The organism is Butyrivibrio hungatei NK4A153 (genome assembly GCF_000424465.1).
Classification (GTDB): domain Bacteria; phylum Bacillota; class Clostridia; order Lachnospirales; family Lachnospiraceae; genus Butyrivibrio; species Butyrivibrio hungatei_A.
On record NZ_KE384195.1, the window covers coordinates 219,100 to 240,264 of the forward strand.

The 21,165-nt window shown below is 41.7% G+C and carries 21 protein-coding genes and 1 tRNA gene; 1 reads left to right on the forward strand and 21 read right to left on the reverse strand.

The window, feature by feature from the left end; translation table 11 throughout:
• Nucleotides 1-19 precede the first annotated feature (19 nt).
• The 17 genes from prmC to G628_RS0112985 all read right to left on the reverse strand — a co-directional run bounded on the left by prmC (nucleotide 20) and on the right by G628_RS0112985 (nucleotide 16,490).
• A complete protein-coding gene (gene prmC, locus G628_RS0112900; RefSeq protein ID WP_027209312.1) occupies nucleotides 20-862 on the reverse strand; it encodes a peptide chain release factor N(5)-glutamine methyltransferase in 843 nt (280 codons plus the stop codon).
• 24 nt (nucleotides 863-886) lie between these two features.
• Entirely contained in the window at nucleotides 887-2,002 is a 1,116-nt protein-coding gene (locus G628_RS17460; RefSeq protein WP_081670724.1) for a DUF1385 domain-containing protein, read from the reverse strand.
• Nucleotides 2,003-2,068: 66 nt separating this feature from the next.
• Nucleotides 2,069-2,275: a 50S ribosomal protein L31 gene (rpmE, locus tag G628_RS0112910; RefSeq protein ID WP_026654342.1), complete on the reverse strand. Its 207-nt coding sequence runs from the start codon at nucleotides 2,273-2,275 to the stop codon at nucleotides 2,069-2,071.
• Nucleotides 2,276-2,405: 130 nt separating this feature from the next.
• A complete protein-coding gene (locus G628_RS0112915) occupies nucleotides 2,406-3,323 on the reverse strand; it encodes a zinc ribbon domain-containing protein (RefSeq protein WP_027209313.1) in 918 nt (305 codons plus the stop codon).
• Nucleotides 3,324-3,618: 295 nt separating this feature from the next.
• A complete protein-coding gene (locus G628_RS0112920; RefSeq protein ID WP_027209314.1) occupies nucleotides 3,619-4,878 on the reverse strand; it encodes a hypothetical protein in 1,260 nt (419 codons plus the stop codon).
• An 805-nt stretch (nucleotides 4,879-5,683) separates the two neighbouring features.
• Nucleotides 5,684-6,310, reverse strand: coding sequence for an RNA polymerase sporulation sigma factor SigH (sigH, locus tag G628_RS0112930; protein WP_026654339.1), 627 nt, complete (start codon nucleotides 6,308-6,310; stop codon nucleotides 5,684-5,686).
• A gap of 3 nt (nucleotides 6,311-6,313) precedes the next feature.
• Nucleotides 6,314-7,063: a 23S rRNA (guanosine(2251)-2'-O)-methyltransferase RlmB gene (rlmB, locus tag G628_RS0112935; RefSeq protein ID WP_155833815.1), complete on the reverse strand. Its 750-nt coding sequence runs from the start codon at nucleotides 7,061-7,063 to the stop codon at nucleotides 6,314-6,316.
• 60 nt (nucleotides 7,064-7,123) lie between these two features.
• The gene (locus G628_RS0112940) at nucleotides 7,124-7,564 is read right to left on the reverse strand and encodes a Mini-ribonuclease 3 (RefSeq protein ID WP_027209317.1); all 441 of its coding nucleotides are present in this window, start codon (nucleotides 7,562-7,564) and stop codon (nucleotides 7,124-7,126) included.
• Nucleotides 7,549-8,970, reverse strand: a complete 1,422-nt coding sequence (cysS, locus tag G628_RS0112945; RefSeq protein ID WP_027209318.1) for a cysteine--tRNA ligase — start codon at nucleotides 8,968-8,970, stop codon at nucleotides 7,549-7,551. The genes G628_RS0112940 and cysS overlap by 16 nt, the downstream gene beginning before the upstream one ends.
• A 55-nt stretch (nucleotides 8,971-9,025) precedes the next feature.
• Nucleotides 9,026-9,577: a 2-C-methyl-D-erythritol 2,4-cyclodiphosphate synthase gene (gene ispF / locus G628_RS0112950; RefSeq protein WP_027209319.1), complete on the reverse strand. Its 552-nt coding sequence runs from the start codon at nucleotides 9,575-9,577 to the stop codon at nucleotides 9,026-9,028.
• Nucleotides 9,578-9,630: 53 nt separating this feature from the next.
• Nucleotides 9,631-9,933, reverse strand: a complete 303-nt coding sequence (locus tag G628_RS0112955; RefSeq protein ID WP_026654333.1) for an AzlD domain-containing protein — start codon at nucleotides 9,931-9,933, stop codon at nucleotides 9,631-9,633.
• Nucleotides 9,926-10,642, reverse strand: a complete 717-nt coding sequence (locus G628_RS0112960) for an AzlC family ABC transporter permease (protein WP_027209320.1) — start codon at nucleotides 10,640-10,642, stop codon at nucleotides 9,926-9,928. The genes G628_RS0112955 and G628_RS0112960 overlap by 8 nt, the downstream gene beginning before the upstream one ends.
• A 25-nt stretch (nucleotides 10,643-10,667) precedes the next feature.
• Nucleotides 10,668-11,870: an alanyl-tRNA editing protein gene (locus G628_RS0112965; RefSeq protein ID WP_034500941.1), complete on the reverse strand. Its 1,203-nt coding sequence runs from the start codon at nucleotides 11,868-11,870 to the stop codon at nucleotides 10,668-10,670.
• A 72-nt stretch (nucleotides 11,871-11,942) separates the two neighbouring features.
• The gene (locus G628_RS0112970) at nucleotides 11,943-12,461 is read right to left on the reverse strand and encodes a CarD family transcriptional regulator (RefSeq protein WP_026654330.1); all 519 of its coding nucleotides are present in this window, start codon (nucleotides 12,459-12,461) and stop codon (nucleotides 11,943-11,945) included.
• A 175-nt stretch (nucleotides 12,462-12,636) separates the two neighbouring features.
• Nucleotides 12,637-13,194, reverse strand: a complete 558-nt coding sequence (locus tag G628_RS0112975; protein ID WP_026666923.1) for a GNAT family N-acetyltransferase — start codon at nucleotides 13,192-13,194, stop codon at nucleotides 12,637-12,639.
• The gene (locus G628_RS0112980) at nucleotides 13,175-15,085 is read right to left on the reverse strand and encodes an EAL domain-containing protein (protein WP_081670725.1); all 1,911 of its coding nucleotides are present in this window, start codon (nucleotides 15,083-15,085) and stop codon (nucleotides 13,175-13,177) included. The genes G628_RS0112975 and G628_RS0112980 overlap by 20 nt, the downstream gene beginning before the upstream one ends.
• A gap of 94 nt (nucleotides 15,086-15,179) precedes the next feature.
• Nucleotides 15,180-16,490: an alpha-amylase family glycosyl hydrolase gene (locus G628_RS0112985; protein ID WP_026654326.1), complete on the reverse strand. Its 1,311-nt coding sequence runs from the start codon at nucleotides 16,488-16,490 to the stop codon at nucleotides 15,180-15,182.
• A gap of 157 nt (nucleotides 16,491-16,647) precedes the next feature.
• Between G628_RS0112985 and G628_RS0112990 the strand changes: the two genes are divergently transcribed.
• Nucleotides 16,648-16,721 (forward strand) — tRNA-Met (locus tag G628_RS0112990).
• Between the two features lie 81 nt (nucleotides 16,722-16,802).
• On the opposite strand, the gene G628_RS18275 is transcribed toward G628_RS0112990, so the two are convergent.
• From G628_RS18275 to G628_RS18595, 4 genes are all read right to left on the reverse strand, one after another.
• Entirely contained in the window at nucleotides 16,803-17,600 is a 798-nt protein-coding gene (locus G628_RS18275; protein WP_051199204.1) for a hypothetical protein, read from the reverse strand.
• A gap of 511 nt (nucleotides 17,601-18,111) precedes the next feature.
• Nucleotides 18,112-18,918: an ExeA family protein gene (locus G628_RS0113000; RefSeq protein ID WP_027208793.1), complete on the reverse strand. Its 807-nt coding sequence runs from the start codon at nucleotides 18,916-18,918 to the stop codon at nucleotides 18,112-18,114.
• Nucleotides 18,911-20,179: a DDE-type integrase/transposase/recombinase gene (locus tag G628_RS0113005; protein ID WP_242827193.1), complete on the reverse strand. Its 1,269-nt coding sequence runs from the start codon at nucleotides 20,177-20,179 to the stop codon at nucleotides 18,911-18,913. The genes G628_RS0113000 and G628_RS0113005 overlap by 8 nt, the downstream gene beginning before the upstream one ends.
• A gap of 68 nt (nucleotides 20,180-20,247) precedes the next feature.
• The gene (locus tag G628_RS18595) at nucleotides 20,248-20,781 is read right to left on the reverse strand and encodes a DUF6431 domain-containing protein (RefSeq protein ID WP_196803722.1); all 534 of its coding nucleotides are present in this window, start codon (nucleotides 20,779-20,781) and stop codon (nucleotides 20,248-20,250) included.
• Nucleotides 20,782-21,165 lie beyond the last annotated feature (384 nt).

A 21,165-nucleotide genomic window follows, 5' to 3' on the forward strand; every position in this document is an offset into this window, starting at 1 on the left:
CCCCGCATCTTCCGGCAACTTAGTAGTAACACGCACGAACTACTCTGTCGTTTCCGCTATAGTCCTTTATAACCTCAATATCATGATACTTGCCCTGCTTTTCAAGGAGCTCTTTTACCTCATCTCCCTGGTCGTATCCTATCTCAAGAAAAACATAGGCTCCCGAGTACAGGTATTCTCCTGCTTCTTCAGCAATTCTCCTGTAAAAGACAAGCCCGTCCTCCGAACCGTCAAGAGCAAGCCTTGGCTCATAATCCCTTACTTCCGGAGCAAGACTTTCTATAACGTCAGTCCTTATATAAGGCGGATTTGAAACCAATATATCAAATTTACCCACTTCTTTTCCGGGGAAAAGATCTGTCAAAACAATCTCTGCCCTATCGGAAAGCCCGAGTTTCTCAGCATTTTTCTTTGCTACAGAAATCGCTTTCTCCGAAATATCAGTGCAGAGAGCCTTTGTCTCATTTGTATAATTCAAAATGCTAAGCGCTATGCATCCCGATCCCGTGCAAAGATCAAGAACTCTCATCTTGTCTTCGCAAAACCTGAGCGTCTCTTCAACAAGAATCTCAGTATCCTGCTCAGGTATAAGGACATCTCTCGACACGTCAAAAGAAAGCCCCATAAATCCCATATTCCCAAGAATATAGGCAACTGGCTCTCTCTTTACCCTTCTTGCAATAAACTCATCATAGAGTTTCTCTTCGCCATCTGTCACAGCCCTGTCCGGATGTGCAAAAAGAGTGCTGTGATCCGTTTTACATACATATTCTAAAAGGAGCCGGGCATCAAGCTTAGCTTCTGTGATTCCGGCTCTTTCAAGATTCTCTGTTCCTTTTTCCAAACAATCTTTATAATTCATATACTTTTTAATGTCTTTTTATCATCAATCGTCGTATTCGTCGCGTTTTCTTGAGCGTTCACGAACCTTCATCTCTCTGGTAAGTTCTTTGGTCTCTTCTCTCTTACGCTCGTAAAGCTCTCTTGTAGCTTCTCTCTTACTCTGTTTCTTTGCGGGAGCCTCAACTTCATTGTATTCTCCGCCGTCAACATCGTAGCCAAAAGAGTCCATAAGGAACTGTTTCCAGTCAAATACAGCCTCTACAGACTTGATCGCAACCTCAATCATTGCATCGTTCGGCTCCTTGGTCGTAAGTCTCTGAAGCCAGAACCCGGGCGCTGAGATTATTCTGATAAGAATAAAGTTGCTTCTGCCCGCGAGCCTTATTATCTCATATGAAATACCTGAAATAACAGGAATAAGCAATATTCTGAGTAAAACCTTAAATATAACGGAATCAACTCTGATAAAGAAAAATACAACAATACTTACGAACATAACAAAGAGAATAAAGCTACTTCCGCATCTTTTGTGAAGTCTTGAACTCTTCTTTACATTCTCGGGAGTGAGGGGCTTACCTTTTTCAATGCAGTTGATGCACTTATGCTCTGCACCGTGGTATCTGAAAAGCCTCTTGATATCCTTCATTCCCGATATTATCAATATATAAATGATAAAGATCAGAATTCTCAAAACACCTTCGATAATGGCTGTAAGAGACGCATTTCTGATATATCTTCCGATAAAAAGCTCCGAAAGCACATAAGGAAGCACCATGAAAAGAGCAATAGCAAGGACAAAAGAAGCCACTGTAGTCAAAATCATAAGCACACTGTCTTCATGTCCGCTCGACACCTTGTCAAGCTCCTCGTCAAATTTGGATGGCTTCTGGGGCAATTCCTCATAAAAAGATGATGAATAAGTCAACACCTTAATGCCCAACATAAGTGAATCTATAAACACAAACACTCCTCTGATAAAAGGAATATTCAGAAGCTTACTACCATAAGCCACTCCGTGAAACTCGTCTATCTCAACAGCTATATCTCCGTCAGGCTTTCTGACTGCAACAGCGTACATATCCTTATTACGCATCATAACGCCTTCAAGAACCGCCTGTCCGCCAATTCCGGAATAGTGATCTATCTTGTGTTTCTTCATCTTTCACCTCACTATTTAAAAAAGGTTGAGGCCATAGCCTCAACCTCTCTTTTTTACTTCTGCAAATTACTTATTGTCCATGCCGTATTTCTTATTGAACTTATCAATACGTCCACGAGCAGCTGTAGCCTTCTGCTGGCCTGTGTAGAATGGATGGCACTTTGAGCAGATTTCAACGTGAATGTCGCTCTTAGTTGATCCAACTGTAAATGTGTTACCGCAGTTGCAAGTAACAGTGGCCTGATGGAATTCTGGCTGAATGTCCTGTCTCATCTCTTTCTCACCTCTCTATATACAAAGAATCTTCTCATATCACAAAATTAATCGCCGTTTACAACAGCTATATAAATATAACATAGACAGTTTTTTTATGCAAGCTTTTTTTCTTTAAAAAAATTCAACCTTACAAAACCGTGTTATTGGGGATATAGCCTGTTTTCACGTATTCTTTGTACGATTTACGAAATTTATTTGTAGCAATAACCGCAAATATTCCGGCTATAATATATCCAAATCCGGCCGGAAATCCCATCTCAATAATATATATTATAGTATTTAGAATACCATATCCCAGAAGTACACATCCCGCAACAAAACTTCCCCTAAGCTGAATGACAACCGCCAGAATAATAAGAAGGATATAATCCAGTATTCCCCAGTAATTTCCTTGAGAAAAACTAATCACGGCAGAAACGGCGATCAATACATATATTGAAATTGCCGCGCCGGTCATTTTCTTTTTATCCCCCGCCATGGCAGGAAGCTTCAAATAATCAGACGGCTTCATCCTGTTTGAAGGAACGTTGTTCGCTCCCAGAAGCGAATCAAGGTCATCCACACCATTCTGCGCATAGTAATTTCCCTGAACGCCGTATCCGTTCTGCAGATATCCTCCATTGTTTGGATACATGTTGTTTTGGGGATATGAGCCATTCTGAGGATATTGGCCGTTTTGAGGATATTGGCCGTTTTGAGGATATGTACCGTTCCGCGAATACATATTGTTCTGCGGAAATGCAGCATTCTGAGAATACACTCCTCCCTGTCCGTTCATTACATTCTGCCCATTCATGCTGTTCTGAGAATATGCATTATTCTGAGGATTTGTTCTCCCCTGACCATCACTGCCGTTCTGGGGATAGACACTGCTAAGCTCTTCCGTTTTATTACTGTCAAAACTTTCCTGTACATAAAAGCTGTTCTGCGTATTATATTTATTTTCTACAGTCGTTCCATACGAATCTGTCTTTAAAGGCGCACCGCAATTTGCACAATATAAAGATGCATCTTCATTATTGCACCCGCATGTTCCACATACCATTATTGCTCTCTCCTACTATATTCGTTATATCTTTGTTGCGTTGATTATAGCACAGTGGATGTGAATAAAAAAGTAAATTTCTTTACATAATTAAAACATTTTTATGAATAAGCTGATAAGAAAAATCGCGGAATCACAGATGAGTAAAGTCAATAAGCTCTACTTACCTGTGGTTTTCCGCGATTTTTACTTGATTTTTCCACATTTTCCAGATAACAAGTAGCATCTGCACTAATCTTATCTAGAATTCTGTTTTACTTTTATGAATTATACCCTTTGTTTATAGAATATAATATTATTTATATGCTGCATATATATCTGCATTTATATTGTTTTTTTCTTTACCTGAACCTGAAAATGTAATAACTGCACCGGCAGGAACATTAGTAAATAATGCAGCTGAGCCACCACCATAGTAATCAACATTTGCATATATAGTGTTTCCGGCCGACGTGCTCATCTGAACCTGTTGCCAACCATGTCCATGAACCCAAATTGCTAATATATTATAGTTACTTTGAGCAATCCACGTATTTCTTTGTCCGTCGCTCATATTACCAAGAGGTATAGTACCAATGTATTTCATATCAACGCCTTGAGTTTTTCCTTGTTGTATACCATAACTGTATCCTTGGTCAATCCAAGCCTGTCTATTTTCATTAATAGCTTGCTGTTTACCAGCTTCAACACCTTGTTTCTGGCCATCTGCTAATCCTCTGGAATATCCAGCTTTATCACCATCAGCTTTTCCATCTTTAAGTCCCTCATTATAGCCTTCTTCTTTTCCTGCCTTGAAGCCTTCTTCTTTGCCTTCTGTAAGGCCTTCCTCTTTTCCGGCGTTAAATCCTTCTTCCTTTCCTGATTCAAAGCCTTCCTTTATGCCCTCTTCTTTTCCGGCATTAAACCCTTCTTCTTTTCCCGCTTTAACGCCTTCGTCTCTTCCGGATTTAATTCCTTCTGTTATTCCTTCCTTTAAGCCTTCTTCTTTTCCTTCTTTATAGCCATCTGCTTTTCCGGCATTGTAAGCTTCCTCGCGAACAGCCTCAACTATTGCGGAAACGTCAATTGTACCACCTTCATAGTATCCGCTCTCAAGTGTGAATTTATCATTGCCGTCCAGAGTAACATCCAAAGTTCCCTGATACTTTATATTTTTGATCTTTGAAACGATATCTGAGTATGATGTATTTTCAGATATATTATTATTTGCATAAACGCTTTTATTTAAACTATTTATAATAGAATGCCTATTCCTCTCAGCTGTCAATAATTCATTAGTATATTTCATAGTTAGCGTTGAAATTTGTTCGCTAAGATAAGCAATAAAATCTGACACCCCAGAAATGTCCTCTGACAACTCTTCATCCTGACATTTGTCATTAAGAGCATCAACCTTGTCATCCAAAGTGTCGATTCCATCTTCTATTGCAGCAATATCTTCTGAAACATTCTCTTCCTCAGCATGCACATTAACCGAAAGCAGTAATGATGCTGCCAATGTTGCACACATCAGTTTCATAAAATTCCGTGTAAAACCAAGATTCCTTTTTTTCATACACTCATCCATCCAGTCTTTGATTTTTATTCAGAAAAAAATTTTCATATAAAAACAAAAAGCTCACACTCACCTTTACTCTTTCCCCTCAAATTTCAATAGAGTGCCCTTTAATTTGTTTATATATTTTCGTTTTTCTGAACTATATCGAATTATAGAACATTTGATATCAAATTGTACATACTTTTTGCGAAATATTGATTATTTTATGAAAAAAATATAATTTTTCCCTTTCAATGACATCTCAATCTTTCTCTTTTGTCCTCTTCTGCAAATGACAACTATGCCTTATACAACGACTTTTCTAGTTATAAGGCATAGATTTCTTTGAGCAGTGCCCTTTGCACAGCACAAAAAATGCCTCATATCATGCTTTTTCCTCTTCAAAGGCATACTTTTCTCTCCTCTGCACTGCTTTCTCGGAATGAAATATGCCTCAGCGCAGATTTTTTCATATTTTAAGGCATATTTTCCTTCTCTCCACACTGATTCCTCGGCGTAATGTATGCCTCAACTCAAGCTTTTCTCTCTTTTAAGGCATATTTTCTTTCTCTCCACACTGATTCCTCGGCGTAATGTATGCCTCAGCACAGAAATTTTCCTATTTTAAGGCATATCTTACTTTCCTAAGCACTGCTAACACTGCAAAAAGTATGCCTCACCTCAGTCTTTTCACTCTTTCAAGGCATATTTCTCCTCCAAGCACGCACAGCGCCATTCCCATAGCACCCTCAGCCACTCAAAGTAAAGCATCTCGCTCCCCGCAACACACTCACCGTTACCCCAAAGCGTCAACTCGTCCCCATCATTTCTTCAAATACTTCCTAAGCTTAGTCTTTATCCTCTGCATCGCATTATCCGTGGATTTCTCATCTCTGCCAAGAACGGCGGATACTTCTTTTATTGACATTCCCGTGATATACAGATCGAGGACCTGGCGCTCGAGGTCGCTGAGGTCGCGCTCGATGGCGTTCTCAAGAGCTTCTAGGTTTTCGCGCTCTATGATCTGCTCCTCGGGAATGGAACTTGAATCAGATTCGAGAACATCTTCAAGAGCCACTTCACTGTCGGTGGCGCTGTCGCTGTTCTCGGCATATAAAGAAATATAACTGTTTAAAGGCGCATGTTTTTTGCGCGCAGATGCCTTGATTGCCGAATACATCTGCCTTGAGATGCACAGATCGGCAAACGTGGCAAAGCTTGCATCTCTTCCTATGTCATAGTCCCGTATTGCTTTAAAAAGACCTATCATCCCTTCCTGGATGAGGTCATCCCTGTCAGCGCCGAGAATAAACATAGATGCAGCTTTTTTGCGGACAAGATTCTTATATTTGTCCATAATAAAATCCATGATGCCGGATTCTTTATCTCCCGCATCATGGAACTTCACTATAAGCTGTTCATCGCTTTGTCCGTCATAATTTGTTTTCATAGGTTAACCAAGCCTCTGTCTTACAACTTCAAATGCAAGTACGCCGGCAGCCACCGAAGCATTAAGCGAATCGATGTCGCCCTTCATGGGAATAGATGCTATCATGTCGCAGTTTTCTTTTACAAGTCTTGAAACACCGCTTCCCTCGTTTCCTATAACAATTCCGATTGGGCCTTTTAGATTGAGCTTGTACATCTCGGTTCCGCCCATATCCGCACAAGCAAACCAAAGCCCTTTATCCTTAAGCTCCTCAATGGTCTTTACTATATTTGTAACTTTGGCAACAGGTGTATAGTTTAGTGCACCTGCAGAAGCCTTTGCAACAGTCGCCGTAAGTCCCACAGCCCTGTGCTTTGGAATAATAACGCCGTGCGCTCCCGCAAGATTTGCTGTTCTGATGATCGCGCCAAGATTGTGCGGGTCCTCGATACCGTCAAGAATTATCACAAAAGGATCTTCGTTCTTTGCAGCAGCCTTTGCGAGAATGTCTTCAATTTCCGCATATTCGTAAGAAGCCGCATAAGCAATGACTCCCTGATGCTTTCCTGTCTCCGAGAGCTGATCGAGTCTCTCTTTTTTCACAAAGCTCACAACCGTGTCCTTGTGCTTCTTTGCTTCACGCATTATTGTCTGAACGGGGCCGTCCTTGCATCCGTCCAGGACAAAGAGCCTGTCTATCGTCTTTCCTGCACGAAACGCCTCAAGAACCGCATTTCTACCCTCTATTATTCTGCTTTCAAAATTCTCTTCCATCATAATTCCTCAAAATATATCAATTCTTTTTCACCGGCAATGCTCTTTATAAATCGCTTCTCACTCAAGAATATCCAGCCCGAGCCTCTCTATTCCAAGCTGCACAAGCTCGCATACTCTATCCATATTATCTGTAAGATAAAGATATCCGACAACAGCCTCAAATCCTGTTGCATCGAGGTAGTCCATTGTCGTGGCGTTCTTTGCCTTGGTGTGCGGCTTCGAATTGCGGCCTCTTCTGTAAATGTCAGCCTCTTCTTCAGTCAGATCGTCCATAAGAGCCTTTATAAAAGCAGACTGTGTGCCCGCTTTTACAATATCACTCGCTCTTTTATGGAGCTTATTAACCGCAGTGTTGCCCTTATTTACAAGTATCGACCTTACCACAACATCAAAGATCGCATCGCCTATATAAGCAAGCGTAAGAGGGGAATAAGTCCTAATGTCCTTCCCCTCAATGCCGAATTTATCATTTAGATATTTATTCAAATGAGCTGCCATTTAACTCCCTCACGAGTATCCTTGATCTCAACTCCCTTTTTAAGAAGCTCGTCGCGGATTGCATCAGCTGTTGCGAAATCCTTTGCCTTCTTAGCTGCAGCTCTTCTCTCGATTGCGTCAAGAACATATGCCTCAAGCTCGGGATCCACTGCCTTTTCTTCCTTTGAAGCAGCCGCATGTCCGATAAGGTCAAGTGAAAGAACCTTATCAAAACTCTTTACAAGTGCAAGCTTTGTAGCGCCGTTTGCGTCAGCCTTGAGCACATCGTAAAGAAGTGTGATCGCCATTGATGTGTTGAGGTCGTCCGAGACTGCATCCCTGAACTTGCCTTCGAATTCTTTTACAACAGCCTCATCAACACTGCCCTCTTCCTTGAGCTCTGCGATTTTCTTTATAAGTTTATTAAATGCGCCGGTCACATTATCAAGTGCCTCAAAAGAGAACTCAAGAGGCTTACGATAGTGTGACTGTAAGCAGAAAAATCTGTAAACAAGCGGATCGTATCCTTTTTCCTTAAGAACGGAAACCGTAAGAATCGCACCCTTTGACTTTGACATCTTTCCCGACTTGTCATTCAAGTGATTGCTGTGGAACCAGTATTTGCACCACTCGTGGCCGAGATAACTCTCAGACTGCGCGATCTCATTTGTATGATGAGGGAAAATATTGTCAACACCGCCGCAGTGGATATCGATATATTCGCCGAGATGCTTCATTGAAATGCATGAGCACTCAATATGCCATCCGGGATATCCAACGCCCCAAGGGCTGTCCCACTTAAGCGCCTGCTCCTCAAACTTTGACTTTGTAAACCAAAGAACAAAGTCTGTCTTGTTCTTTTTATTTGTATCCTCTTCAACATCGTCACGAACGCCGACCTGAAGCTGTTCTTTCTCGATATCTGATGAAAAAACATAGTAATCATCGAGCTTACTTGTATCAAAATATACATTTCCGCCGGCTACATACGCATAGCCCTTCTCAAGAAGAACCTCTACCATATGGATAAACTCAGGTATGCAGTTTGTGGCAGGCTCAACAATATCGGGTCGCTTGTTTCCGACAGCGTCAAAATCCGTAAAGAAAGCATCAGTATAGTACTTTGCAATCTCCATAACGCTCTTGTGCTCTCTTTTTGCCCCTGCGAGCATCTTATCTTCGCCTGTATCAGCGTCCGATGAAAGGTGTCCGACATCAGTGATGTTCATAACGCGCTTAACATCATATCCTGCGTACATAAGCGCCTTGATAAGCACGTCCTGCATGATGTATGTGCGGATGTTACCGATATGTGCGTAGTGATAGACGGTAGGTCCGCAAGTATACATGGTCACCTTTCCGTCTTCTCTGGGCACAAAATCCTGAATTGTTCTTGTAAGTGTATTGTAAAACTTAAAATTTGCCATCTGTTTAGTATCTCCTTGGGAAAAAAGTATTATTTAGCGCAACATTTTGTCTTTTTTATTTCTCACTACAACCACCGCAACAGCTTTTTGGCTCTTCTCCCGTATTAAATGTAACATTGGTCGAGTGCAGTTCAATAGGACTGGTCAAAAGACATATCGCCTGCGAAGATATTCCCTCTCCGCTTCCCGTAAATCCGAGACCTTCCTCTGTCGTTGCCTTTACATTTACCTGGCTTATCTCAATCTCAAGCGCATCCGCGATATTCTGCCTCATATCGTCGATATAAGGCCTCATCTTTGGAGCCTGAGCAATTATCGTAGCATCAATATTCTCGATAAGAAAGCGGTTTTCAACAAGCATTTTTCCAACTTCTCTCATAAGTGCAAGAGAATCAGCTCCCTTGTACTTGGGATCAGTATCGGGAAAGTGCTTACCGATATCCCCGAGAGCCGCAGCGCCCAAAAGCGCATCCATTATCGCATGAAGCAGTACATCTGCATCAGAATGTCCCAAAAGACCTTTTTCATACGGAATCTTTACGCCACCTATAATAAGGTCCCTGTCAGAAACCAGGCGGTGTACATCATATCCCATTCCTATGTGCATCTTAATCCTCCGATTCTAAAAAACAACCAATCGCACAGAGGCGATCGCATAAATCATATAAAAAGTTCTACTATAAAAGCCGTCGCGCAGGCAAGTCCCGCAACTGTCAAAAGGCTCTTTTTGTTAAAAGCAAGTATCAGTGCCACGCCAAAACCTGCAAGCGCCGAAATCTGATTGTCGGTCGCATTCAAAATAGCCGGAAAAGTCATCGCCGCCAAGGTTGCATATGGCACATAATAAAGAAACGATCTTATAAATGTACTCTTTATCTCTTTTCTGATAAGAGTAAGCGGCAGCGCCCTAATCGCATAGGTCACAACTGCCATAAGAAGAATGTATGCATAAACGTTATTCATCTTTTTCCTCCCTGACAGGTGCGATCACCGCTGCACAGGCAGCTACAAGCACTGTAATTATTATAATTCTAAATCCCGAAGATATACAGTTAAGAAACGGCGCAAACGCAAAGATCGTGCTAAATATCATCGCAGCAACGACTACCGCGCGCACATTTTTATCTTCTCTCGTATCGGGAATGATTATTGCAATAAACATACCATAAATGGCAAGCCCCAAACAACTTATAAGTCTCTGCGGCATGATCTGTCCCGCAATAGCACCGAGAACGGTTCCAAGCACCCAGCCCGATATGGAAAGCACTATAAGTCCGTACGAATACATGGGATAAAGACCGCCTTTCTTAAGTACGCTGACTCCGAAGATCTCATCAGTAACGCCGTAAGAAATCCCAAGTCTGTGCAACGTGCTTGTCTTTGGGTCAAGTCTCTGTGACAGAGCCGCCGACATAAGCATATATCTTAAATTGATTATAAACTGTAATACGGCAAGTTCAAGAAAACTTCCGTTTTTTTCGATTATTTCAAGCGCCGAAAACTGTCCTGCGCTTGTGACATTAAGAAGAGATGTCATCGCCGATTGAAATACAGTCATTCCGATTTTCGAACTCTCTATTCCGAATGCAAAAGAAACTGCTATATATCCCAGAAAAATAGGAACCGCATCCCTGACTCCGTCTCTGAAATCACTGAATTTGCCAACATTCATACCAAACTTTTTTCACCCTCAAATATCATAGATTATTGCAGCAATCCGCCAATTCTTCGCTGTTTACGCCCGATATGCTGCCCTGAACCATTTTTTCGCTTCCGCCGCCTTTTGCTCCAAACTTCTCTCTAAGAAGTGCGGAAACAGTGCGTGCATCGCCTTCCGCCTTTCCGGAAGCCACTATATATCTGTATCCTGCTTTGGGATTCCCCGCAAACACTCCGCAGAATCCCTCGTGATCTGCCGCAAGCAGATTGACAGTTTTTCTCATTAGGTTCGTATCCGTATCTGTACCCTTGAAAAGAAATACATTCTTAAGCCCCTTATCTATCTCGGCCAATTCATACTCAAGGAGTTTTTCCCTGTCCGCATAAAGATCTGCCTTAAGAACCGCATTTTCATCTTTTAACCGCGCAACGGATGAAGGTACATTGTCAAAAGAAGTAGTAAAGTCAGCCGCAAGCTTTGATAAGATATCATGTTCAGTCGAAAGGAACTCAAGAGCTCTTTTGCCGCACAAAATATTAACCCTGACTCCGCCCTTGTAACCTCGCACTCCCACAACCTTCAAAAGCCCTATCTCACCGGTTCTCTCAACGTGAGGCGCACAACATGCGCAGGAATCGTAACCTTCAATATTCACAATGCGGATCGCACCCGTAAGCTCTTTTTTACTGCGATACGGAATGTCTTTAAGCTCATCTTCCGAAGGAAAACTTGCGACAACGCTTATATTCTTCCAGATAGCTTCATTTACGCATTTCTCGATTTCTTTTATGTCTTCGGCGCTCAGAACGCCGTTATAATCCATGGTAACTTCGGTATCGCTCAGATGAAAACCAACATTGTCATAGCCATACTTTGAATTAACTATGCCGGAAAAGATATGTTCACCCGTGTGCTGCTGCATGTTGCTGAATCTGTGTTTCCAGTCAATCCTGCCATGAACACTTGCTCCCGCTTCAATGCTCTTATCAAGTACATGATAGATCTCATCTTCGCCCGAATCCGTCTTCCTGATTCCTGTGTAAAGGACTTCAAATCCCGTTCCGTCAGCGGCCTCAAGCCTTCCAACATCGGGAGTCTGGCCTCCCTGTTCAGGAAAAAAAGCCGTCTTATCAAGAACAGTTTCAAACTTACCGTCTTCACGCCCGCTGCAATATAGAACGCTTGCGTCAAACTCGGTTATATATGCACTTTCATAATAAAGCTCAACTGTTTTACCCATAGGTTGTATTTTAGCAGAATAAAGAGTTTCTTTGCAACTTTTTAGCCTCTATATAAAAAGATAGAGACTGCATCAAACAGTCTCTAAATACAAACTCGATAACACCTCTTTTACCCTTTCCTTAATGGCGTCTTTCTCGGTCTTAAGCGAGAATGCCATCTCGGTGTAAAGAAGTTTCTCAGCCATATTCAAATATTTCTCGTTGAGCGAAGCAAATTTCTTGCCTTCAGCTTCGCGTGTTGCCTTGATCTTATGAAGCGATTTCACAAGGCTCATCATCTCATCGGCAAGATTTCTCTTTATAATGCCGGCGATCTCAGGTTCAGCCTTCTTTCCATCGGGAAGTTCGAGTTCATCCACTTCTTCAATGTCACAAATAAGCTCTTCGGCATCGTCCGCACTCATAACATCGCGAACCTTATCCTCAGCTCCTTCGACAGGAACATAGATAACACTGCCTGCGTCTACAGCGGAAACCATCATGTAATATTGCTTTTCTTTTCCCTTCTCAAGAAATGCCGGAACGAGAATATCCCGAACCTTGCACAATCCATGGCTACCGTAAATTACGCATTCACCTACATTCAACATTCCGATCCTCCTTCAATAATTATCAAAAAAAGCCAACACATCTTTCATGTAAGCGCTTTCAGCAAACAAGAAAAAAATATATGATTCCACGTCCGGAATCCGCGAGCCTTAATAAGTATATCACAATAAAATATTTTTTGTAATAGTATATCGTTCAAAAAACTTTACAAAATTTTTATAGATTCAAACCAAATTTTCTACTCCACTCCTCAGAAGTCAGTACATTCACGTACTCCACTCTCATCTCGTCAAGAAGTACCACTCTGGTCATGTGGTTGATATGATGAAGTTTGAACCCGCACTTATCCTGCACTTTTTTTGACCGCTCATTCCCCTCAAAATACGCACAAAAAACACGGCTAAGATTCAGATCCTCAAAGCCATGTCTAAGTAGCTCCATTGACGCTTCCGTTGCGATTCCTTTATCCCAGAAAGGGTAGCCTATCCAGTAGCCAAGTTCAGCCTCGTTTGTTCCAATGGGGCGCTCGGGGCTTCCGTCCAGCGTAAGCCCTATGCTACCGATAACTTCTCTCCCACGCTCTTTAATGCAGATAGCATACACCTCTTCCCTTGCAAAAACAGTCCTAATTATCGCCCTGCTGTATGCTTCATCCTTATGGGGCGGCCATCCGGCCGGAGGTCCCACCCTTTCGTCACTGGCATATTTATATAAATCCGCCGCGTCGCTACTTTCCCATTTTCTTAATAACAACCTATCTGTCTGCAGTACCATCCACTTTATGAACCAGTCCTTTTTGTGAATTCAAAAATTCTATATAGTCGTTTTCAGGAACGGGTCTCGAATAATAAAAGCCCTGAAGATATTCTACACCGTTATCGATAAGAATTCTTGCCTGTTCCAGGGTCTCAACACCCTCCGCAAGCACATGAAGTCCGTTTTTCTTCATAAACTCTATCGTATGTTTAAGCACGTTGAGCTTCTCGGGATTCTCAGAATCAAAGCAGTTCCATATAAACTCCCTGTCCATCTTAATAAGCACATAGTCAAGCTTAAGAAGTTCCAAAAGATCGGAATCTCCCGCACCGAAATCATCAATGGAGAAAGTAAATCCCTGCTCACGCATTTTTTTGAAATTCTCTTTAAACGTCGCATCGCCTGTTATATGGGCCGTATCTGTAATCTCAAAATTGATGTAGTTAGGCGGAATGTGGTATTTTTCCATCTTTCTGAAAAGTCTCTCATGTGTATGCGCATCAACCGCCTCATTTCCCGACATATTAACCTCGATTGTCTTAATCCCGTAGCTAGAAAGATTTTCTTTTGCAATAAAAGAGCAGACTTTTTCAAATACAAGATCGTCAATTTCCTGAACAAGCCCGCACCTCTCAGCAATCGGGATAAAATCTTCGGGTGAGATATATTTTTCGCCGTCGCGTCTGCGAAGCCTTACAAGAGCTTCCGCAGAGGAAAAAGATCCTTCTTTGACGCTGAGGATTGGCTGATAATAAACATCAAAACTCTTCTCCTTCACAGCCTGTCTTACAACATCCTCTATCGTGTTTCTGTAAACCATCTTATCAACTATGTTTTCATCTATCACAATGTTGGGTGAAGACTGTGCATAGGCGTATTCTCCGGACACATATGTAAGAATCTGCATGGCCTTATCAAGCTCTTTTACAATACGCGGAGCCTCAACAACCGAGAATGTAAACCTGTAGCTTCCCGCGCCGATGCCCTTATACAGATTGAATGCCGACATGAAACGCTCAACAATATCCGCTCTTCTCGTTATAAAACTAAGCGTATTCCAGCTCGACATGTACGCATTCAGCTGATAGTCGGAACGTGCAAACTCTGCAACCTTCCTCTGCTCCTCTTCAAGCGCTTTTCTCGCTGAGTCGGTGAAAAGAATATTCTTCTCAATAAAAATAACCGACATTATAAAAAATGATCTCGGCTGGGCGAAACGCTCGGCAAGCATAGCTATGAATGCGTCTTTGTTCCTGACACCCGGAATACTCTTTTCGTAATAATCTTTGGGATTTTCAATAAATATGTAGATGATTATTGCAGAAAGAATGATCGCAGCAGACGAAATCTGCGTGCCCTTCCTGACAATCTGATAAACGAACATGGCACACCATAGAAAATGTGAGACCAAAATAGCGGCAAAAACTTCCTTTTTGGCTCGTCCGTTATAATTTATGCCAAGGCTTATTGCCGAAACCGAATAAAGCATGCCCAAAACATAGCATATTGTCAAAAGTACCGGACTTGAAGTTCCTCCGAACAAAGCTTTCGATGTTATAACGAGCAAAACACCAATACCCGCCGGTGCTGCCGATAAACAGGCATATTTTGTCGAAATGCCCCTCTTAATTGTAAACCTTGAATATGTGTACAGACAAAGTGCAAATATAACTGCGAGAAGTGTGATCAGATACAGGCCTCTGGAAAGCCCCTGCACCCACAAGAACGATGCATCGGGATATACAAATGCACCGTATTCCACCATCTCAATAATTATATTTAAAACAGACAACACTAAGAAAAGACAGAACATACGCGTCGTGGAAAGCTGTAGTATGCTCTTTCTCATATAGATAAGCATCAAAATTCCAAGAACTAAAATTGCAATGATTAGTGTACGTATTTCCATATTTTAATTATAATCTTTCTTTTGGGTGTTGTATATAAAATACTCTTGTTCATTTTTTACTAATGTGATATTCCCCATCACAAAATGGCACAATTCACTTCTCAAGCTTGATCAGATAGGATGTGTACGGCGGTATATCAAGACCTCCGCCAAAATCAATGTCTTCATCCGTGATAAGGTCCACGCCACAGCCCGCACCCGCGTTGAAATCAGCATGGAAAGGCGCTTCATCTGCATTTATCACAGTTAGAACACGCTCTCCTTCGCATGCACGCCGGAAAATGCACTGTCTGTTAGTAAGAAGAAGCGATGAAAAATCTCCGTAGTTAAGCGCCTGTGATTCTGCTTTAGCCTTGCACAACTTTGCAATATGATCGGTTAGTTCGTTCCACTTTGGCTCATCAAAGCATGGTCTGAGCGCAGGATCTCCCATTGATTTGTCAGCTTTTTCTCCCCATTCGCTTCCGTAATAGATCGTGGGAATCCCCGGCATTCCGAACATAAGCGTATAAATCAGCTTCAGATGCTCGGGACGAGTGAGTATACTTGCAATCCTGCTGACATCATGATTATCAACAAATGACAAAAGATGTCTTCCCCTGTACAAAGTCCAGTTCTCAGGACCGAACTGGCGAAGCAGGGAATGAACTATCTCAAAAAGATTCATACTGTTAAGCGCAGAAAACATACCTTTGTAGCACTCGTAGTTTGTGGCGCTGTGACAAAGGTCATCGCCCATGATCCTGTTATAATCGCCGCCTATCATTTCACCCGTCAGGTAAAAGTCCGGCTTCATCGCAGTCGTCTCTCTTCTGAGAGTACGTATGAAGTCCTGATCGAGACAATAAGCAACATCGAGTCTAAGTCCATCTATATCAAACTCTTTTACCCACATGCGGATGCTCTCAAGGAGGTAGTCTGTGACCTGCGGGTTCTTAAGATTAAACTTCACAAGATCGTAGTTACCTTCCCAGCCTTCGTACCACAGGCCGTCGTTGTAATTGCTGTTTCCGTCGAAGTTAATGTTGAACCAGTCTTTATACTGTGAATCCCATTTCTTTTCGCATACATCAACAAAGCCAAAAAAGCCTCTTCCCGCGTGGTTGAACACTCCGTCCAGTATCACTTTTATGCCTTCTTTATGAAGCGCGTCGCAAACTTTGGCAAAATCCTCGTTCGTGCCGAGTCTTACATCTATCTTCTTGTAGTCCCTGGTGTTGTATCCGTGAGTGTCTGACTCAAAAACAGGATTAAACAAAACCGCTCCCACGCCAAGTTTTTTGAAATGCGGAATCCATTCAATGACTTTAAGGATCCTGTGCTCAAGCTTCCCATCATTTTCATAAGGCGCACCGCAGAATCCCAAAGGATATATCTGATAAAAAGAAGTTTCATATGCCCACATAAAAAGCCTCCTTGTTTACAATATTAAAATCATAATTATATTATATACCGATTTGTCTCAATTTTTTATTCAAATTTGAAAAATACGTGTTGACAACAAGCATACCACGATGTATATTATCTAAGTCGGCTGTTTCAAACAGCTCTGACAAATAGATGGCGAGATAGCTCAGTTGGCTAGAGCACGCGGTTCATACCCGCGGTGTCGAGGGTTCGAATCCCCCTCTCGCTACTGCCCTTAACCTTATGGTTAAGGGCTTTTTATTTTTCCATGTCATATTTTATGTCATACATTTACAGAGTGACTTGTTCGTTAGTCTATAAAGAGCTCTTTGAGCATTCCTTTTATCCCCTTGATATCTAAAGGATTATCACTCGTTTCATATGTAAATATAAGGTTCTTTCCCGGAAATATACCGCTTTTCCTGTATTCATCAAGTTTATTCAGACACCCTCTTCTATATTCTTCATCATCCAAAAGCCCCAAATGCTCCAAATATATCTCTTCTCTATTCTTGGTATTCAGTATTGTAAAATCAGGATATCTCACCACTCCTCTTCCTATAACCAAAGGCTTTTCATAATGATATGGTATCCCCAGATTATAGAGCATATCCGCCAATATGGCTTCTGACTTTGATCTTACTTTTTCACCTCTTATAGTGTCATATTTTTTATTTTCAGGCATATATGGATTTGATTGAAAGCTCTGTGACTGCCATTTCATGGCATATAGATCATCAGTGATGATGTACGGCGTAACAAGTTTTTGGCGTTCGGATGAAAGATTTGTGAAGATTGATTCAGCGGTCCCCTTCCTTGCATACGTTAATAGTTCTTCGATTTTGCTCAGTTCCTTCTTTGCACGCTTCAGAAACAGCTCGTTATACATTTTTTGCGCCAAATTCCTAACATATTTCATGTTATTCATTGATATATATTTTCCCTTTGAAGGAGTATCGTCCGTCACTTCAAAATATCGCATTTGCTTACGTGATTTACTTATTCTAAGCCTTCCTTCCGGAAGTGTTCTTTTATCTTTTTCCGCAAACTTTATTGCTCTCTGCAGAGTAACTATACGTTGTTCCATAAGTTGAATCAGTTTATCCATTTTTCTTTTCCTTTCTTACAATACAATAATGCTTCCCCCCTCTTACCGATGAATAATACGCCCCTTATGTTCTTTGATTATAGATTTCTTTACTTCAATACTCATTTATACCAATTTCAAGCATACGTATGGTCCTATCTTTATCTACCACTCCATAGGGCCATGGTCTTATTTGCAAAAAATACTTCTATATGCTCATTTTCAACGCATCACATGGTCCTATCTGCTCTTTCCGAGTCACAGGGCCATAGTTTATCTTGAAAAAATTGATTTCACATGCTCATTTTTAGCACAACACATGGTCCTATTGTCAAACGGCGAATTGAGAGCGGGGGTTATTGCAAATTGATTTCTGCGATTTCTCCGCTTGAACGGCGCAGTCTTTTCGCTAACAGCATGATTCTGACGGTGTAGCGGCACGCTATTCGCGGGTTTATTTCAGCATAGGAAAAATCCTTTATTGAAATAAGGCTGCGGAAACCACAGCCTTGCTCATTGAAAATTTAATACCTTATCCGAGATTCTGATTGTTTACAGCAGCAAGGATTATATCAGTATCAATACTTTTTTTATCCTGCTGGGAACCGATTACAAGAGCATCGCTCATAAGATTATCGATCAGCCTTGGATTTCCATGTGTATGGCTTGCCACGGCGCGGAGTGCCGATTCGTCGATTATTGCTTTAGAGCTTCCGGCGCAGTTCAACTTGTGAACGACATAACTCATTACTTCATCATCTGTAAGCCCTTGATAATTATAGTGTATAGTTATCCTTTGACGGAGAGCTTCGTGGATCTGCTTGCGGAGTATGTCATTTAAATGAGATTCTCCACAAAGGATGAGTGTGAAGCAGTTGACGGAATCGTAGCCGTAATTCATCAGCATCTTGATGTCATTAAAGATTCCGTTTGAAAGATACTGCGCTTCATCTATGGCAAGAAGGAGCGGTTGCCGTTTTTCGTGGTACAGATAGTAGATCTGTTCTTGGATGGCTTTAAACATGGCGGTTTTGCCACCTTTTTCACTAACACCCAGGATTATACAGAGCTGTTTATAAAAGTCGGCAACGCTGATTGTTGAAAGACAGATGTATTCCATATGGTGAAGATTTGGATTGAGGCTTTTTGCAAAACAACGCAGGCAGTAAGATTTTCCCATCCCTGGGCTTGCGGTAAAAAGCCCGATTCCACGGACATCTTTTAAGACATTGAGTCTTGACGTCATTTCATCGAAATCCTTTGAACGAAAACAGTCTTTTTCAGAAATCTGTTGTTTGTCAAAAGGGTTGAATGCAAGTGAATAATAGTCATTATACATTGGAATCTCCTAACTTCGAATAATCAATGGTGGGACCATTGTTGCGTTTTGTATGACAGTTCTCAACTTTGTTCGTAGGACGTATCGGATAATGCTCTTTTTCGAAAAGGATGAACGCAGAATCCATTTCTCCCGGACGAAAACGTATCTCGACTTTCATGTCAATGAACTGCATTGGGACGTCATAGGATACTTTTCCGAAGGAAACAGTTGCATCTTTTCGCACCTTACGAATGATACGGTTTAAGAAGCATTCATCAAGCCATTCGCGGGACTTGGGGGACTGAACATTTTTTACTGAAGCCTGATACCTTTCAAAAGGAGTACAGTTTATGCCTGTATGGAGTGTTGTATTGTAGCTGCGAATATATTCAGCAAAAAGTGTATTGAACTCCTCAAGGGATGAAATGGAATCCATATCGAGTCCATAGAGCCAACGCTCTTTGGTGGTTCTCCAAAATCTTTCTATTTTGGCTTTGCTTGCACCGTCGCGAACTTTTGTATGAAGGAGAACGGTACCGATAGAGCCACAGATTAGAGAAAGCTGGTCGTTCGAATAAGGGCCGCCGTTATCGGTGTAAAGCTTAGCAGGAATTCCGTATGTTGCGACAGCATTCTTGAATACAGACTGGAAGTTTGCGGCAGAGTCATTGTAAAAGAGTTTTCCGCCGACTATAAGTCTTGAATGATCGTCAATGATACATATGGCATAGACACGATGTGATTTTCCGTCCTCTGTTATGTAAGGGAAGTAGCAGGTATCTGTTTGCCACATCTTCCCGAATGAGTCTTCCTCAAAAGCTTTGCGGTCTCGAATATTTGGGTTGCGGGCAGATTTTAGATCATTGTTCTTGATAAAGCGTTGTACAGAGCAGACGTTTACAGTTGCAGGAATGAATCCGTTCTGTATGAGCTGCGCATGAATCTGAGTAGCGTTTAGCCGGGGGAAGTCTTGTTTGAGACGAAAAATCTCTTCTATTGCAGTGTCTGTGAGTACACGGGTGCATCCTTTATCGCAACGTTCAGATGGCAACAGAGCATCGTAGCCATAACGCTGGTAGTTTGATACCCACTTTTCGAGGGTTTTATATTTGATTTCTTTTACGGTGCCATCCGGAAAAGTGAGCGGCTTTTCCGTTACTCTTTTGTAATAAGCTGTTCTTGAGGCGTCAGGAAACAGACCCTGGATCACCGGGGCAATCAGAGCGAAACGGAATTGAGCAATCTCAGTTGCAGTTGATAGTTTTTTTGTATCGTTCATAATTCTTTACCTCCTATGGTTGCATCATAGATGAGGCAAGAGGGGATTACCATTCCCGTGTCGTGTGATTACGGGCAATTGAAATCCGGAGGAGATTTGCTCCGCGGCAAGTGCGTTGGATTTTTGTGTGATTGCAAAAAAGACATGCCTGTTTTCTGCAAAAAAGACAATGCATGGGAGGAGTATGGAGCAAGAAAGGCGAGCTCCACCAATGAAGCAAAGAAGGTCTGCTCTAAAGTTTTTAAAAGCCCTTGCCATTCAAGCCGATGTTTTTTATAGAGATCTTTCCAGCGATAGAGTGTTGATGGAGAAATCCCAAAGCGATCACAGAGATTTGAAACGGTATAACGCTTCATGGCGTATTCTGTGAGAACACGGAGGATGAAGAAAAGACTATAAGAATCATATGGGATTATAGGATCTGGAAGAATGGCATGCGTACAGCCACAGGAACACTTTACACGTACAATCTCAATCGTAGATGAGACGGGCTTGCCCTTTATAAAGTCCACAACATAACGATTATACTTGGCAAAGCTATTGCAATCGCCGGTACGCCCGCATGAAGGACACTTTGTTTTCTTTGGCTTGAACGATGTCATAAAAGAATCAAACAGAGTTTTTGTTGAATTTTTTTGTCGGATAAGGTTGCATTTTAATTGATTCTCTCGTATCATAACAAGGCGATTCTTAAGATGACTGTTTATGCACAGGCAACCATTAATTAGGACTTAGATCCTGCACAGGACCTGTTTACAGCGCTTAAGTTTGGTTATGAGGGAGAACGGATCTTTGGTCGGATGGGTTCTTCCTCTTTTTATTTAGTCAATAAACAACAGGAAAAACTATACAGTATTAAGACTACAGATACAAGAAAAAAGCGTGCCGTAAAAAACAGCACGATAGTGATAGATAAGAAACAAAAAAAACGATTTTAATATGCGTTGGAATTGCGGGCGGATGGAAAGTTAATTTGCCGCGTGACA

What these genes read in the sequence shown, in the direction of transcription:
- prmC (WP_027209312.1), bottom strand. Translation starts at nt 862, where the DNA reads ATGAATTATAAAGATTGTTTGGAAAAAGGAACAGAGAATCTTGAAAGA.
- G628_RS17460 (WP_081670724.1), bottom strand. Translation starts at nt 2,002, where the DNA reads ATGAAGAAACACAAGATAGATCACTATTCCGGAATTGGCGGACAGGCG.
- rpmE (WP_026654342.1), bottom strand. Translation starts at nt 2,275, where the DNA reads ATGAGACAGGACATTCAGCCAGAATTCCATCAGGCCACTGTTACTTGC.
- G628_RS0112915 (WP_027209313.1), bottom strand. Translation starts at nt 3,323, where the DNA reads ATGGTATGTGGAACATGCGGGTGCAATAATGAAGATGCATCTTTATAT.
- G628_RS0112920 (WP_027209314.1), bottom strand. Translation starts at nt 4,878, where the DNA reads ATGAAAAAAAGGAATCTTGGTTTTACACGGAATTTTATGAAACTGATG.
- sigH (WP_026654339.1), bottom strand. Translation starts at nt 6,310, where the DNA reads ATGAAAACAAATTATGACGGACAAAGCGATGAACAGCTTATAGTGAAG.
- rlmB (WP_155833815.1), bottom strand. Translation starts at nt 7,063, where the DNA reads ATGGAAGAGAATTTTGAAAGCAGAATAATAGAGGGTAGAAATGCGGTT.
- G628_RS0112940 (WP_027209317.1), bottom strand. Translation starts at nt 7,564, where the DNA reads ATGGCAGCTCATTTGAATAAATATCTAAATGATAAATTCGGCATTGAG.
- cysS (WP_027209318.1), bottom strand. Translation starts at nt 8,970, where the DNA reads ATGGCAAATTTTAAGTTTTACAATACACTTACAAGAACAATTCAGGAT.
- ispF (WP_027209319.1), bottom strand. Translation starts at nt 9,577, where the DNA reads ATGCACATAGGAATGGGATATGATGTACACCGCCTGGTTTCTGACAGG.
- G628_RS0112955 (WP_026654333.1), bottom strand. Translation starts at nt 9,933, where the DNA reads ATGAATAACGTTTATGCATACATTCTTCTTATGGCAGTTGTGACCTAT.
- G628_RS0112960 (WP_027209320.1), bottom strand. Translation starts at nt 10,642, where the DNA reads ATGAATGTTGGCAAATTCAGTGATTTCAGAGACGGAGTCAGGGATGCG.
- G628_RS0112965 (WP_034500941.1), bottom strand. Translation starts at nt 11,870, where the DNA reads ATGGGTAAAACAGTTGAGCTTTATTATGAAAGTGCATATATAACCGAG.
- G628_RS0112970 (WP_026654330.1), bottom strand. Translation starts at nt 12,461, where the DNA reads ATGTTGAATGTAGGTGAATGCGTAATTTACGGTAGCCATGGATTGTGC.
- G628_RS0112975 (WP_026666923.1), bottom strand. Translation starts at nt 13,194, where the DNA reads ATGGTACTGCAGACAGATAGGTTGTTATTAAGAAAATGGGAAAGTAGC.
- G628_RS0112980 (WP_081670725.1), bottom strand. Translation starts at nt 15,085, where the DNA reads ATGGAAATACGTACACTAATCATTGCAATTTTAGTTCTTGGAATTTTG.
- G628_RS0112985 (WP_026654326.1), bottom strand. Translation starts at nt 16,490, where the DNA reads ATGTGGGCATATGAAACTTCTTTTTATCAGATATATCCTTTGGGATTC.
- G628_RS18275 (WP_051199204.1), bottom strand. Translation starts at nt 17,600, where the DNA reads ATGGATAAACTGATTCAACTTATGGAACAACGTATAGTTACTCTGCAG.
- G628_RS0113000 (WP_027208793.1), bottom strand. Translation starts at nt 18,918, where the DNA reads ATGTATAATGACTATTATTCACTTGCATTCAACCCTTTTGACAAACAA.
- G628_RS0113005 (WP_242827193.1), bottom strand. Translation starts at nt 20,179, where the DNA reads ATGAACGATACAAAAAAACTATCAACTGCAACTGAGATTGCTCAATTC.
- G628_RS18595 (WP_196803722.1), bottom strand. Translation starts at nt 20,781, where the DNA reads ATGACATCGTTCAAGCCAAAGAAAACAAAGTGTCCTTCATGCGGGCGT.